The following is a 13436-nucleotide window of genomic DNA, read 5'->3' as shown; positions in this document are numbered from 1 at the left end:
GTTGGAGCTTGATTTAGCATAGGGCAACTGACAGCCTTATGGCCATAGTCGACCGTCACATGCTTGTGCGTGCCGGACGGTCGCTATAGCCCTTTCAAACGTGGGGCAGCATGGCGAAGGGAGACCACGGATGAGACCCGCCGACCGGCTGTTTCGCATTATCCAGCTCCTGCGCGCGACCGGCCGGGCGATGACGGCGCGGGAGATCGCCGAGAAGATGGAGGTCGCGCAGCGGACGATCTATCGCGACATGGAGCATCTGATCGCTTCCGGTGCGCCGATCGATGGCGAGCGTGGCGTCGGCTATCTGTTGCGCGGGGCCTTCGACGCGCCGCCGCTCGCCTTCACCTTCGAGCAGCTCGAAGCGCTCGCCTTCGGAGCCCGAGCCGTGCAGATGCTGGGCGACGGGCGACTTGCTCGATCGGCGCGCGAGGCGATGGAGAAGATCGCTCACGGCTTGCCTCCCGAACACCGGCAGCGGCTGATGGCGGCACCACTTCGCGCCTTCCGCTCGGCGCTCCAGCCGGAACCGCCGGCACTGCTCGGCGATCTGCGCCAGGCGATCGCGGAGCGGCGCAAGCTTCGCCTCAGCTATGACAGCCTCAAGAACGAGCACTCAGAGCGGATCATCTGGCCGCTCGGTCTCAGCGTCTTCGGCCACTTCTGGCTGCTGACGGGCTGGTGCGAGCTGAGGTCGGATTTCCGCGATTTTCGCGTCGACAGGATCAGCTCCGTTCACGTCGAGCGCGAGCGTTACGAGGTGACACCGGAGCGCAGCTTCGAGGCCTATGTCGCGAGGATGTGACCGCCGTTACAGGCCGAAACAATTGCTGCTGAGCGGCGTTTTGATGGAACCGAACCGAGCCTCGCGCGTTTTCTTCCAGGGCCTCTTCGGCCCGCCACGATCAACACCTTTCACTGGGAGACAATCGTGCAGAACCGGACATGGATACTGGTCGCGGACGGCAACACCGCGCGCATCGTCAAGGGCGTGAACCTGTTGAAGGAGGAACGCCAGCGGCCGGACGAGGAAACCTTTCACACCGAACCGAAACGCGTTCAGGACATCATGGCGGATAAGCCGGGCAGAGCGCACTCGTCCGACGGGCACGGCCGCTCCGCCATGGAATACAAAAGCGATCCCGTTCGCGAGGAGCAGCAGCGCTTCGTCGCCGACGTTGCTGAAAGGCTGGAAAGTTACGCGGCCGACCACGCTTTCGACAGCCTGGTGATCTGCGCCGCCCCAAGGACGCTCGGCGATTTCAGAAAACAGCTCTCCGCGCATGTGAGGGAGCGGACGGTCGCTGAGATTGACCGCAATTGTGTCGCTGCAACGACGGAGCAATTGATCGCCACGGCGCGGGCTGCCGTCTTTCCCTGAGCCCGGCTTGTAGGGCTCGCCTCCATACTAGCGGCTGCTCGTGCAATCAGCCAACGCGGCGCTCCGTCAGAAGTCCGTCGGGACGCCGCCCTCTTCCTTACGTCTGGCGACAAAGGCATCAAGTTCCTCTTCGATCGCCGGATCGAGCGGCGGGCGCTCATATTCGTTGAGCTTCTGCTTGAAGATCCGGTTGGCATGATCGTAGGTGGTCGGCCGTCCGGCTTCTGTCCAGGTCTCGAAGTTGCGCCAGTCGGACAGGATAGGCGAATAGAAGGCGGTCTCGTAGCGCTGCAGCGTGTGCAGCGTGCCGAAGTAATGGCCGCCGGGGCCGACGTCGCGCACGGCGTCGAGGCCTAGCGCATCCTCGCTGACATCGAGCGGCGTCAAATATTCCGCCACCATCTGCAGCATGTCGACGTCGAGAATGAACTTCTCGAAGGAGGCCGTGAGCCCGCCCTCGGTCCAGCCGGCTGCATGCATGACGAAGTTGCCGCCGCCCTGGGTCAGCGCCCAGAGCGACATGGCGGACTCGTAGGCGGCTTGAGCGTCGAGCGTGTTGGCGGCATTGGTGTTCGAGGTGCGGTAGGGGATGTTGTAGCGGCGGGCGAGCTGGCCGCCGGCGACCACCGCCTTCATGTATTCCGGCGTGCCGAAGGCGGGTGCGCCGGTCTTCATGTCGACGTTCGAGGTGAAACCGCCATACATGACGGGTGCGCCGCGCCTGACCATCTGGGTGAAGGCGATGCCGCACAGTGCCTCGGCGTTCTGCTGAACCAGTGCGCCGGCGATCGTCACCGGTGCCATCGCGCCGGCCAATGTGAAGGGCGTGACCACCACCACCTGACTGCGCGAGGACATCTCGATGATGCCCTGCAGCATCGGTCCGTCGAGGCGGAGCGGAGAGGAGGTGTTAATGATGGTGAACAGCGAAGGCTCGCGCTCCATCTGCTCCATGGAGATGCCGCGGCCGATGCGGGCGATCTCGATGCCGTCGGTGTTGCGCTGCTTCCCAAGCGAATAGGCGTGGAAGACCTTGTCGGTAAGCTTCACCATGTCGGAGAGGCAGTCGAGGTGGCGGACTGAGGCATGCAGATCGACCGGCTCGACCGGATAGCCGCCGGTCGTGTGCACGATGTCGTAGGACTGGGCGAGCTTTACCAGCTTGCGGAAGTCTTCATGGTTGCCGGTGCGGCGGCCGCCATCACGATCGGCGACGAAGGGCGCGCTGGCGATCTGGGCGAAGACGAGATTGTTGCCGCCGATCGCGACGTTGCGCGCCGGGTTGCGGGCGTGCATCGTGAAGGCCGGAGGCACGGAGGCGATCATGTCCATGATCAGCCCGCGGTCGAAGCGCACCCGGTCGGTGCCGGGCGTCACATCGGCGCCTGCGGCCTTCATCCGGTCGCGTGCTTCCGGCAGGATGATGTCCATGCCGATCTCTTCGAGGATGGTCAGCGACGCGTCATGGATCGCTTCGAGCGCATCTTCCGAAAGCACCGTGGACTTCGCCAGCGTATTGACAAGATTGAGGTATTTTCCGCCCGCGGACTTGCGGGACCGCTCGGCGCCGCGGCCGCCTGGCCTGCGTCGCCGCTCCAGCGGGGTCGAGGCCGCATCACCGGTTGCTGCATCGGGAAACTGATCGTCGTTCATGAAGGACCCACCGTGTTGCCGATGGGGTTGTGTCGCAGATCCGCAGGCGCGATGGCCCGCCATTTGCGACAGTTCAGTTCTCTTGTGGAGTAAATCGTTCCCGCTGACGCATTTTCGCAGGGCGATGGCGCAACCGTTCAAGACACGTTGAAATCGGGGGGAGCGCCTACAGCGCCGCGCGTCTTATCAGACGCGCAAAGGCCGCTGTAGCACTTTGATTTTCTGCATGTCTTTGTCCTTAAATCGAGGTCGATTTAGGGAGACATGCAGTAGGGGCGGTCGCCCCGCAGCATCTCGCGCTTGCCGGCGAAACCCTTGCGTTTTTCGACGACGAAGCCGGCGGCCTGAAGATTGCGGCGGACGAAACCGGCGGCGGCATAGGTCGCGAAGCTACCGCTGGGCGCGGTTTTTTCGAAGACGTGCCGCATCAGCTCTTCCGACCACATGTCGGGATTGCGCGAGGGGGCGAAACCGTCGAGATACCAGGCGTCGAACGGATGTTCGGTGCGGGCGACACCTTCGAGCGCCGGACCGCAGACGACCGTGAGGGTGACGCCGTCGCCAAAGTCGATGCGGACGTCACCGTCGGGGTCTGCCGGCCAGCGGGAGACCAGGGCCAGCCGTTCCGCATCGATTTCCGGCCAGTGGCTGAGCGCACGGGAAATCTCGTCGGCGGCCATGGGAAATCGCTCGAATGAGACGAAATGCAGGCGGTCGCCGGCTCCAGCGGTTGCCTTCCACTGGCGCCATGTCTCGCAGAAATTGAGCCCGGTGCCGAAGCCCAGTTCGCCGATGCGGAAGGTGCCCGTACCGACCCAGCGCTCCGGCAGGCCGTTGCCCGAAAGGAAGACGTGACCGCATTCCAGCCGCCCATCGGTGCGGCAATAAAAGTGATCGCCAAACTCCCGGGAATAGGGCATATCGCCCTCGTGCCAATCAAGGTTTTGGTGCGCTGGCGGGTCGATCGGGTCTGCTGGTCCTGTCATGGCAAAGGCGATAATCCGCCGGCCGGAGAAGGTCAATCGATGAGCGAGCTTTTGGTCGTCGGCGGCGGTATCATGGGGCTGTGGGCCGCCCTTTCCGCCGCGCGCAAGGGCATGACGGTGCGGCTCGTCGAGCAACAGGCCATCGGTGCCGGCGCGAGCGGCGGCCTACTGGGCGCGCTCATGCCGCATATGCCCGACCGCTGGAATGCCAAGAAGCAATTCCAGTTCGAAGCGCTGGTGTCCCTCGAAGAGGAGATCGCGCAGCTCGAAGCCGAGGCGGGGGTGTCGACCGGCTATCGCCGCACCGGGCGGCTGATGCCGCTCGCCAAGCCGCACTTACGCGACATTGCGCTCCGGCATGAACAGGACGCACGACAGCAATGGCGCGCGGGCGACCGGCAATTCTTCTGGCATGTCCAGGAGGAAGGCCCGCAGGGTTGGCCAGGCACGGAGGCAACGGCGCATGGCGTCGTTTTCGATACGCTGGCCGCGCGGGTGTCGCCGCGCCGCACGCTGTCGGCCCTGCGTGCCGCCCTGTTGCAGTTGCAGAATGTTCAGATCGATGAAGGCTCGGGCGTGCGCGCCATCCTTCCGGCGCACGGCAGGGCCGAGCGTGACGATGGCAGCCGGCTCAGCTTCGACCATTGCATCATCGCTGCCGGCATCGGCAGTTTCCCGCTGATCGATGCTGTGTCGGGGCCGCTGAAAGCGACGAGCGGCACGGCGGTCAAGGGCCAGGCCGCGCTCTTGAGGGCGGATGTCGATCCAGGCCTGCCGGTTATTTTCATCGATGGCGTCTACATCATCGCTCATGACGATGGCCATGTGGCGATCGGCAGCACCAGCGAGAACAGCTTTGCCGATCCACTGTCCACGGACGAACAGCTCGACGATCTCCTTCGACGCGCCACGTTGCTGGCGCCGTGTCTGGCGGATGCGGAGGTGGTCGAGCGCTGGGCCGGGCTCAGGCCAAAGTCGGCGGGGCGCGAACCCATGGTCGGGCGGCACCCTGATCATTCGAACATTTCCGTGCTGACCGGCGGCTTCAAGGTGAGCTTCGGGATTGCGCATCGGTTGGCGCGCTTCGTTGTCGACGAGATCGCCGGTCTCCCGACGCTCGATCTGCCGGAATCCTTCCTGTGCCGAAATCAAATCGCGGCGCTTCGCGAGAAGCATCTCTAGGCTTGGGCATGGGAAGGGCCCCGCCGCAGGCGGAGCCTCACATATTCGGACATTCGAAAGTTCGACCTTACATCCAGTAGGGTGGCACGCCGTAGTAGTCGTAGACGCGACGGCCGTTTTCCTCGTTCCAGTCGTATTCCTCGTTGCCGCGATATTTCGGCGCGCGCTCGACCTGATCGCGCGTAACGTCGGTGCGATAGCCGCCGAGGTTTTCGTCATAGGTCAACTTCGCCCAGGGCAGCGGATAGTGGTCTTCGCCGAGGCCGAGGAAGCCGCCGAAACCGAGCACGGCGTAGGCAACGCGACCGCTGCGTTTTTCGATGATCACGCGCTCGATCGAGCCGATGTGCTTGTTGTCGGAGCCATAGACCTTCGTGCCTTCAACCTTGTCGCTCGCGATCAGGTCATGGGTTTCCTTGATCCGGGCATCCTGCAGGTTTGCGTTGTGATAGCTCACGCTTCTTCTCCATCCTTGATTGTTACCTTGAGTGAACGGCCGTTGGGCCGGATGGTTCCGAAAATCTGGTGCGCAAACCGGTGGGATCGCGTGGTTTTGCACGATCCGCTTCGTCAATCTGTCACGCAAATCACCTAAGACGCGGCCAATAGATCACGAAGATCCCGGGTCGGATCGATACTCATAAGCGTGATCGATCTCATTGGAGCGGGGCGGAAAACCGCAGGCACTTTTCCTCGTCCCGCTCGACACGGATAACCGGAGCCAGACATGCGCTACGCCATTTGTTTTACGCCGCCGATGGCCGACCCGCTTTCCGCGGTCGCCGCAAGCTGGCTTGGGCGCAACGTCTATTCCGGCGAACCGACGGAACTGCCTTCGGTTGCGGGCCTGAGCTCTGCCGACATCGCCTACCATACGGCCGTACCGCGCCGCTTCGGTTTCCATGCGGTGATGATGTCGCCGTTTCGTCTGCATCCGGATATGACGGAATCACAACTCCTGAAGGCGCTCATGCATTTTGCCGGCGCGCAGACACCGTTCGAAATCGATCGCCTGGAGGTCGCCCGCATCGGCCGGTGCTTCGGTCTGATGCCGCAGGTCCCGAGCACCGCGATGCATCTGCTGGCAGCCAATATCGTTCAGGAGTTCGATGCTTTTCGTGCGCCGCTCAGCGAAGACGAGATCGAGCGCTCCGATCCGGATCGGCTGACCGCACCGCAGTTTTCCAATTTGCACCGCTGGGGCGATCCTCATGTGATGGACGAGTACCGCTTCCACATGATGTTGACTGGCCCGCTCGCGTCGGACGCGATACGCCAGGTCGAGGCGCCGCTTCGCGAGCTGTTCGAGCCGTACCTGGCGACGCCGCTTGCCATCGCCAGTCTTGCCCTCTTCGTCGAGCAGGAGACCGGCGCGCCCCTGCGTGTGCATTCGCAGCACCCGCTCGGCAAGATCTCTACGAATGCGCGCGCCGAACGCGCCAAACGCGTTGCCGCCGATCCCTCTGTTGGTTCGGGATCGATCCGGCCCTTGTCGCTCATCGTCGCGGCATTGATGGCGCATCGCTAACGAGAGCGCAGAATTCAGCCTTCGTCTCATTCCGAGCTTGCCGCCCAGCGACCCTTCGCGGGCAGATTTCGGTATCGACAATCCGGTCGGCGGTGATACCGTTCTGGAAAAATCGAAGGGTGATTTGATGTCTGAGACTAAGTATCCGCGCGACCTCGTTGGCTACGGCCGCAATCCGCCGAAGGCAAACTGGCCGGGCGATGCGCGCATTGCCGTGCAGTTCGTGCTGAACTACGAGGAGGGCGGCGAGAGCTGCATTCTCGATGGCGACGCGGCGTCCGAATGTCTGCTGTCCGAGATCGTCGGCGCGCAGCCCTGGCAGGGACAGCGTAATCTCAACATGGAATCGATCTACGAATATGGCGCACGCTCCGGTTTCTGGCGGCTGTGGCGCATGTTCACGAGCCGTAACGTTCCGCTGACGGTCTACGGCGTGACGCTCGCCATGGCGCGCAATCCGGAAGCGGTTGCGGCCATGAAGGAAGCCGGCTGGGAAATCGCCAGCCACGGCCTGCGCTGGCTGGAATACAAGGATTTTCCGGAGGAGGTCGAGCGCGAGCATATCCGCGAAGTCGTCCGTCTGCATACGGAACTGACCGGCGAGCGCCCGCTCGGCATCTACCAGGGCAAGCCTTCGGCCAATACGCTGAAGCTGGTGCTGGAGGAGGGTGGCTTCCTCTATTCCTGCGACAGCTACGCCGACGAACTGCCCTATTGGGTGCCGGGGCTGCCGGCCGACAAGCCGCATCTGATCATCCCCTATACGCTCGATGCCAACGACATGCGTTTTGCCACCAACCAGGGCTTCAACTCCGGCGACCAGTTCTTCACCTATCTCAAGGACAGCTTCGACGTGCTCTATGAGGAAGGCCGTCAGGGCGATGCCAAGATGATGAACATCGGCCTGCACTGCCGGCTCGTCGGCCGCCCTGGCCGCGCCGCAGCCCTTGCCCGGTTCATCGATTACGTGATGTCGCACGATAAGGTCTGGGTGCCCAGGCGCATCGACATCGCCAACCACTGGTACCAGCACCACAAGCCGGAAGGGACGCTCTGATGTCCGACCGCGACGCCTTCGTCGCCCGTTTCGGCGGCGTGTTCGAGCATTCGCCCTGGGTGGCCGAACGCGCTTACGATCGCGCCGCGGCGGCGGGTTTGATGGCGGGCAACGTGCATTCGGCGCTCTGCCAGGCTTTTCGTGCGGCGTTGCCGCGCGAAAAGCTGCAAGTGCTGCGCGCCCACCCGGATCTCGCCGGAAAGCTGGCGATCGCGGGCAAGCTTACGGCAGACTCGACCGCCGAGCAGGCGTCTGCTGGCCTCGATCGGTTGACGCCCGAGGAACATCAGCGCTTCACGGCGCTGAACGATGCCTACACGAAGAAATTCGGCTTCCCCTTCATCATCGCCGTGAAGGGGCTCACCAAGGGCCAGATTCTCGCCTCCTTCGAAAGCCGCATTGACAATTCGCCCGAAGAGGAATTTGAAACCGCTTGCGCGCAGGTGGAGAAAATCGCCCGCCTGCGGCTGCAGTCGATGCTTCCTGGAGACGAAAATGCCTGACAAAACCGTTCGATACGCGTCCTCGCTCTTTCGGAGGACCGTCGAACTGGAGTTGACATTGTCGAATGCCGTGGAAACCTGCGAGGTCCACGCCTGATGTCGCGCCTGCTTACCATCGAACCGCTGACGCGCGACGCCTTTGCACCCTTCGGAACCATCATCGAAGCCGATCCGGCGACGATGCGCTACATCAACGGCGGCAACACGGAACGTTTCCACGGGCTGGCGCGCGCCGATGTGGTCGGCGACGGCGCCAATGTCATCATCAATATCTTCCGCGGTCAGCCGCGCGCTTTTCCCTATGCGGTGACGATGATGGAGCGCCACCCGCTCGGCAGCCAGAGCTTTTCACCGCTCGACGATCGCCCCTGGGTCGTCGTCGTCGCCGAAGACGAGGACGGGCGTCCGGGCACGCCGCGGGTATTCCAAGCGAGCGGCAAGCAAGGAGTCAATTACGGCCGCAACGTCTGGCATCACCCGCTGATGTCGATCGGCGCCGTCAGCGATTTCTTGATCGTCGACCGGGAAGGGCCGGGCAACAACCTCGAAGAGTATTTCTACGACGAGCCCTTCGTCATTTCGAGCCCAGTCTAGCGGGATGATGAGAAGTGCGTGCGGTTCGCCGCGCGCATGTCGCCCTACAGCGCCGCGCGTCTTATCAGACGCGCAAAGGTCGCTGTAGCACTTTGATTCACTGCATGTTTTTGTCCTTTAATCGGCTACGATTAAAGGAAACATGCAGTAGCAGAAAAGAGGATACCATGAGCAGCACCGGCCGCCTGACGACCCATGTACTCGACACCGCGCTCGGCAAGCCGGCCGAGGGCCTGCGCATCGATCTCTACTGGCTGGAGGGCGAAGAGCGACAGCTGATCCGCACCGTCCACACCAACAGCGACGGCCGTGTCGACGGGCCGATGGTCGAAGGCGTCGGCTTCATGGCCGGCAATTACGAGCTGGTCTTCCACGCCGGCGACTACCTGCGCCGGTCAGGCACGACGCTGCCGGAACCGGCCTTCCTCGACCGAATCCCCTTGCGCTTCGGCATTGCCGATCCGGCGAGCCACTATCACGTGCCGCTGCTGCTTTCGCCCTATGGGTATTCGACCTATCGGGGGAGCTGAGCGCGCAGGGGTCTTGCGCTCGCTTCGCGTTTTGCCGGAAGGGCCACTCCAAGCTCCCTCATCCTCGCCCTTGTGGCGGGGATCCAGCGACCCGAAGTCTGTCGGGTCAAAAGACCTTTCAGCCCAAGGACTTGGGCTGGCTAGATTCCTGTGACAAGCACAGGAATGAGGGCGGGAGTGGCTGATGCCGTGGCCTATTCCGCCAGGATGCTGCGGTCGACGTCGTTGATGTTGCGTTTGCCGCAGAGCGCCATGGTGATGTCCATCTCCTTGCGGATGATTTCCAACGCCTTGGTCACCCCGTCCTTGCCCATGGCGCCGAGGCCATAGAGGAAGGGGCGGCCGATATAGGTGCCCTTGGCGCCCATGGCGACGGCCTTCAGCACATCCTGGCCGGAGCGGATGCCGCCGTCGAGATGCACTTCGATCTGGTGGCCAACCGCATCGACGATGCGCGGCAGCATGCTGATGGAGGAGTGGGCGCCGTCGAGCTGGCGGCCGCCATGGTTGGAGACGATAATCGCATCGGCACCGGTCGCCGCCGCCATCTTGGCGTCTTCGGGATCGAGAATGCCCTTGAGGATCAGCGGTCCGCCCCAACGCTCCTTGATCCACTCGACGTCCTTCCACGAAAGCTGCGGGTCGAACTGTTCCGCCGTCCAGGCGCCGAGCGAAGAAAGATCGGTAACGCTCTTTGCGTGGCCGACGATGTTGCGGAAGGTGCGGCGCTTGGTGCCGAGCATCTTCATGCACCAGCCGGGGCGCGTCGCCATCTGCCAGAGATGCTTCGGCGTCATCTTCGGCGGCGCGGAGAGGCCGTTGCGCAGGTCCTTGTGACGCTGGCCGAGGATCTGCAGGTCGAGCGTCAGCACCAGCGCCGAGCACTTCGCCGCCTTGGCGCGGTCGATAAGGTTCAGCACGAATTCGCGCTCGCGCATGACGTAAAGCTGGAACCAGAAGGGCTTGGTGGTGACCGAGGCGACGTCCTCGATCGAGCAGATGCTCATGGTCGAGAGCGTGAAGGGGACACCAAAGGCTTCGGCGGCCTGGGCCGCCAGCATCTCGCCATCGGCGTGTTGCATGCCGGTGAGGCCGGTTGGGGCAAGCGCCACCGGCATCGAAACCTTTTGACCGATCATCGTCGTTTCGAGCGACCGGTCGGTCATGTCGACCAGCACCCGCTGGCGCAACTTGACCTTGGCGAAATCCTCCTCATTGGCGCGATAGGTGCCTTCGGTCCAGGCGCCGCTGTCGGCGTAGTCGAAGAAGAGCTTCGGCACGCGACGTTTGGCGAGCGCCTTGAGATCGCTAATTTCGAGGATTTGCGTCATGAAAACGGCCTTCGTCCAACGGAGATTGAACGAGCCATTACCATGTTTGCCGGAGGCTTGTTAATAGCCAGAACGCAGAGAGGTCAATTTTCTTGACCTCTCTGGATTTGCGCGGTCACGCGGCGGCGAGTGCCGATTTCGCCGGCTTGCCGGCGACATAGGTTTCGACGATCGCGCGGTCGTCGCCCATGGTCTGCAGCAGGAAGAGTTCGTCGGCGAGCGAATTGACCACTTCGGCCCGAAGCGCCATTGCCGGCGTCGCCGCCATGTCGAGCACGATGAAGTCGGCATCGGTTCCGGCTTCGAGCGTGCCGATCCTGTCGACGAGCGAGAGCGCCTCGGCATTGCCGCGCGTCATCATGAAGAAGCTGTCGAAGGGGTTCAGCCGCTCGCCCTGCAACTGCAGGATCTTGTAGGCCTCGTCGAGCGTCTTCAGCATGGAATAGCTGGTGCCGCCGCCGATGTCGGAGGCGACCGACGTGCGGACCGGCTTGTCCCTGCGGGTAAGCGCCCGCAGCGGAAAGAGGCCGGAGCCGAGGAAGAGGTTGGAGGTCGGGCAGAAGACGGCGACGGAGCCGGTCTCGCTCATCGCATCCGCCTCGCGCTCCGAAAGATGGATGCAGTGGCCGAACAGGCTTTTCGGCCCGAGCAGGCCGTAGCGGGCGTAGACGTCGGTATAGTCCTTGGCTTCCGGATAGAGCTCGCAGGTGAAGGCGATCTCGTCGCGGTTTTCCGAAAGATGCGTCTGTACGTGCAGATCGGGGAACTCGTGCACCAACGATTTGGCGACGTCCATCTGCTCGGGCGTCGAGGTGATGGCGAAGCGCGGGGTGATCGCCACGTGGTTGCGGCCCTTGCCGTGCCAGTCGCGGATCACCGCCCGAGTTTCGTTGTAGCCCACCTGCGGCGTGTCGAGCAGCCCTTGCGGTGCGTTGCGATCCATCATCACCTTGCCGGCGACCATGCGCATGTCACGGCGCAGCGCCTCGGCGAAGAAAGCGTCGGCGGACGCCTTGTGCACCGAGCAATAGGCCGTCGCGGTCGTCGTGCCATGGCGCACCATCTCGTCGAAGAAGAGCGTCGCAATGCGCTCGGCATGGGCGGTTTCGACGAAACGGCACTCCTCCGGGAAGGTGTAGGTGTTCAGCCATTCGAGCAGGTTGGCGGCATAGGAGGCCATCACCTGCATCTGCGGGAAATGCAGGTGCGTGTCGATGAAGCCGGGCACGATCAGGTGCGGGCGATGATCGACTTCTGCGACATCTTCAGGCGCGCTTGTCTTCACCACGGCGTAAGCGCCACTCGCAAGGATCTGGCCACCCTCGACCAGAAGTGCGCCGTCGCTCTCATAGCCATAGGCGGCGCTGTCGTCGATCGACGTTGGCGCGCGGTGGAAGCTCAGCAGTCGGCCGCGGATGAGGGTGGTGGTCATTGTGTCTTGCCTTCCTCGACGGCACTTTCGAACCAGGCTGTCAGCAGCTGGCGCTCGTCCGTCGTCATGTCCGTTACATTTCCGGGCGGCATCGCATGGCTGCGCCCGGCCTGGATATAGATTTCGCGGGCATGTGCGGCAATCTCCGCGTCGCTTTCCAGCACAACGCCCTTCGGCGCCTGGGTGATGCCCTCATAAACCGGCTCGGCCGCATGGCACATGGAACAACGGGTCGAGACCGTGTCCTTGACGGCGGGGAAGTGCGCGTTCGCGGCGAAGCGCGAAAAGACCGGTGCGACCTCGGCCTTCTCGCCGCCGGTCAGCACCTTCGGCACGGTCGAAAGCCACATGATCAGGATGAAGAGAAGCGCCGTGACGAGCCAGGTCCAGGTTGGCTTGCCCTTGCGGGCATGGGTGGTGTTGAACCAGTGGCGGATGGTGACGCCCATCAGGAAGACGAGTGCGGCGATGATCCAGTTGAAAGCCGTCGCGAAGGCCAGCGGATAGTGGTTCGACAGCATGAAGAAGATGACCGGCAGCGTCAGGTAGTTGTTGTGCAGCGAGCGCTGTTTCGCCTGGGCGCCGAGCTTCGGATCCGGCGTGCGCCCGGCGATGAGATCGGCGACGACGATCTTCTGGTTGGGGATGATGATAAAGAAGACGTTGGCCGACATGATCGTCGCGGTAAACGCGCCAAGATGCAGGAAGGCGGCGCGGCCGGTGAAGACCTGCGTGTAGCCCCAGGCCATGACGACGAGCGCCACATAGAGCAGCGCCATCAGCCCCCAGGTGTTGCCGCCGATCGGCGACTTGCAGAGCAGATCGTAGAAGATCCAGCCGATGCCGAGCGAGGCAAGCGAGATCAGGATCGCTGTGGTTGCGGAGATATCGAGCACATGGCGGTCGATCAGGAAAAGATCGGCGCCGCCGTAATAGACGAGACAGAGCATGGCGAAGCCCGAGAGCCACGTCATGTAGGATTCCCATTTGAACCAGGTGAGATGCTCAGGCATCGAGGCCGGCGCCACCAGGTATTTCTGGATGTGGTAGAAGCCGCCGCCATGCACCTGCCACTCCTCGCCATAGGCGCCGACCGGCAGGTGGTCGCGCTTCGTGAGGCCGAGGTCGAGCGCGATGAAATAGAAGGATGAGCCGATCCAGGCGATGGCCGTGATCACGTGCAGCCAGCGGACGGCAAAGGCCAGCCATTCCCAGGCAATGGCGAACTCGTACATTCAGATCCCCTTTTGTCTCTATCG

Annotated in this window: 14 protein-coding genes; 8 read left to right on the top strand and 6 right to left on the bottom strand. The window is 63.1% G+C overall.

Going from position 1 to position 13436, the window contains the following annotated elements:
- Window positions 1-130: 130 nt before the first annotated feature.
- The gene (locus IB265_RS12380) at window positions 131-805 is read left to right on the top strand and encodes a YafY family protein (RefSeq protein WP_057252964.1); all 675 of its coding nucleotides are present in this window, start codon (window positions 131-133) and stop codon (window positions 803-805) included.
- Window positions 806-931: 126 nt separating this feature from the next.
- Entirely contained in the window at window positions 932-1381 is a 450-nt protein-coding gene (locus tag IB265_RS12375) for a host attachment protein (RefSeq protein WP_057252966.1), read from the top strand.
- 66 nt (window positions 1382-1447) lie between these two features.
- On the opposite strand, the gene IB265_RS12370 is transcribed toward IB265_RS12375, so the two are convergent.
- Both IB265_RS12370 and mnmD read right to left on the bottom strand, forming a co-directional pair.
- A complete protein-coding gene (locus tag IB265_RS12370; RefSeq protein ID WP_192494801.1) occupies window positions 1448-3034 on the bottom strand; it encodes a trimethylamine methyltransferase family protein in 1587 nt (528 codons plus the stop codon).
- Between the two features lie 254 nt (window positions 3035-3288).
- Window positions 3289-4020, bottom strand: a complete 732-nt coding sequence (mnmD, locus tag IB265_RS12365; protein ID WP_057254308.1) for a tRNA (5-methylaminomethyl-2-thiouridine)(34)-methyltransferase MnmD — start codon at window positions 4018-4020, stop codon at window positions 3289-3291.
- A gap of 39 nt (window positions 4021-4059) precedes the next feature.
- Between mnmD and IB265_RS12360 the strand changes: the two genes are divergently transcribed.
- Window positions 4060-5202, top strand: coding sequence for an FAD-binding oxidoreductase (locus tag IB265_RS12360; protein ID WP_192494800.1), 1143 nt, complete (start codon window positions 4060-4062; stop codon window positions 5200-5202).
- A 67-nt stretch (window positions 5203-5269) separates the two neighbouring features.
- On the opposite strand, the gene IB265_RS12355 is transcribed toward IB265_RS12360, so the two are convergent.
- A complete protein-coding gene (locus IB265_RS12355) occupies window positions 5270-5659 on the bottom strand; it encodes a PRC-barrel domain-containing protein (RefSeq protein ID WP_058326512.1) in 390 nt (129 codons plus the stop codon).
- A 270-nt stretch (window positions 5660-5929) separates the two neighbouring features.
- On the opposite strand from IB265_RS12355, the gene IB265_RS12350 reads away from it, so the two are divergent.
- The 5 genes from IB265_RS12350 to uraH all read left to right on the top strand — a co-directional run bounded on the left by IB265_RS12350 (window position 5930) and on the right by uraH (window position 9414).
- On the top strand, window positions 5930-6730 hold the full coding sequence (locus IB265_RS12350) for a DUF1045 domain-containing protein (protein ID WP_057252975.1): 801 nt from the start codon (window positions 5930-5932) through the stop codon (window positions 6728-6730).
- A gap of 127 nt (window positions 6731-6857) precedes the next feature.
- Window positions 6858-7787: an allantoinase PuuE gene (gene puuE, locus IB265_RS12345; protein ID WP_057254309.1), complete on the top strand. Its 930-nt coding sequence runs from the start codon at window positions 6858-6860 to the stop codon at window positions 7785-7787.
- Window positions 7787-8290, top strand: coding sequence for a 2-oxo-4-hydroxy-4-carboxy-5-ureidoimidazoline decarboxylase (uraD, locus tag IB265_RS12340; RefSeq protein ID WP_057252976.1), 504 nt, complete (start codon window positions 7787-7789; stop codon window positions 8288-8290). Before puuE ends, uraD begins: the two co-directional genes overlap by 1 nt.
- A gap of 96 nt (window positions 8291-8386) precedes the next feature.
- The gene (locus tag IB265_RS12335) at window positions 8387-8884 is read left to right on the top strand and encodes an ureidoglycolate lyase (RefSeq protein WP_057252978.1); all 498 of its coding nucleotides are present in this window, start codon (window positions 8387-8389) and stop codon (window positions 8882-8884) included.
- A gap of 167 nt (window positions 8885-9051) precedes the next feature.
- Entirely contained in the window at window positions 9052-9414 is a 363-nt protein-coding gene (gene uraH / locus IB265_RS12330; protein ID WP_057252980.1) for a hydroxyisourate hydrolase, read from the top strand.
- Window positions 9415-9608: 194 nt separating this feature from the next.
- Here the strand turns inward: uraH and IB265_RS12325 are convergent, their stop codons facing one another.
- The 3 genes from IB265_RS12325 to puuD form a co-directional block, all read right to left on the bottom strand.
- Window positions 9609-10745: an alpha-hydroxy acid oxidase gene (locus IB265_RS12325; protein ID WP_057252982.1), complete on the bottom strand. Its 1137-nt coding sequence runs from the start codon at window positions 10743-10745 to the stop codon at window positions 9609-9611.
- Between the two features lie 115 nt (window positions 10746-10860).
- Window positions 10861-12177, bottom strand: a complete 1317-nt coding sequence (gene guaD / locus IB265_RS12320; protein ID WP_057252984.1) for a guanine deaminase — start codon at window positions 12175-12177, stop codon at window positions 10861-10863.
- A complete protein-coding gene (gene puuD / locus IB265_RS12315; RefSeq protein WP_057252985.1) occupies window positions 12174-13412 on the bottom strand; it encodes a urate hydroxylase PuuD in 1239 nt (412 codons plus the stop codon). The genes guaD and puuD overlap by 4 nt, the downstream gene beginning before the upstream one ends.
- Window positions 13413-13436: the final 24 nt, after the last annotated feature.

The organism is Ensifer sp. ENS10, from assembly GCF_014852025.1.
In the GTDB taxonomy this organism is placed as follows: Bacteria; Pseudomonadota; Alphaproteobacteria; order Rhizobiales; family Rhizobiaceae; genus Ensifer.
Note: the sequence above shows the minus strand (reverse complement) of the source record. Positions and strands in the feature narration are given on the sequence as shown.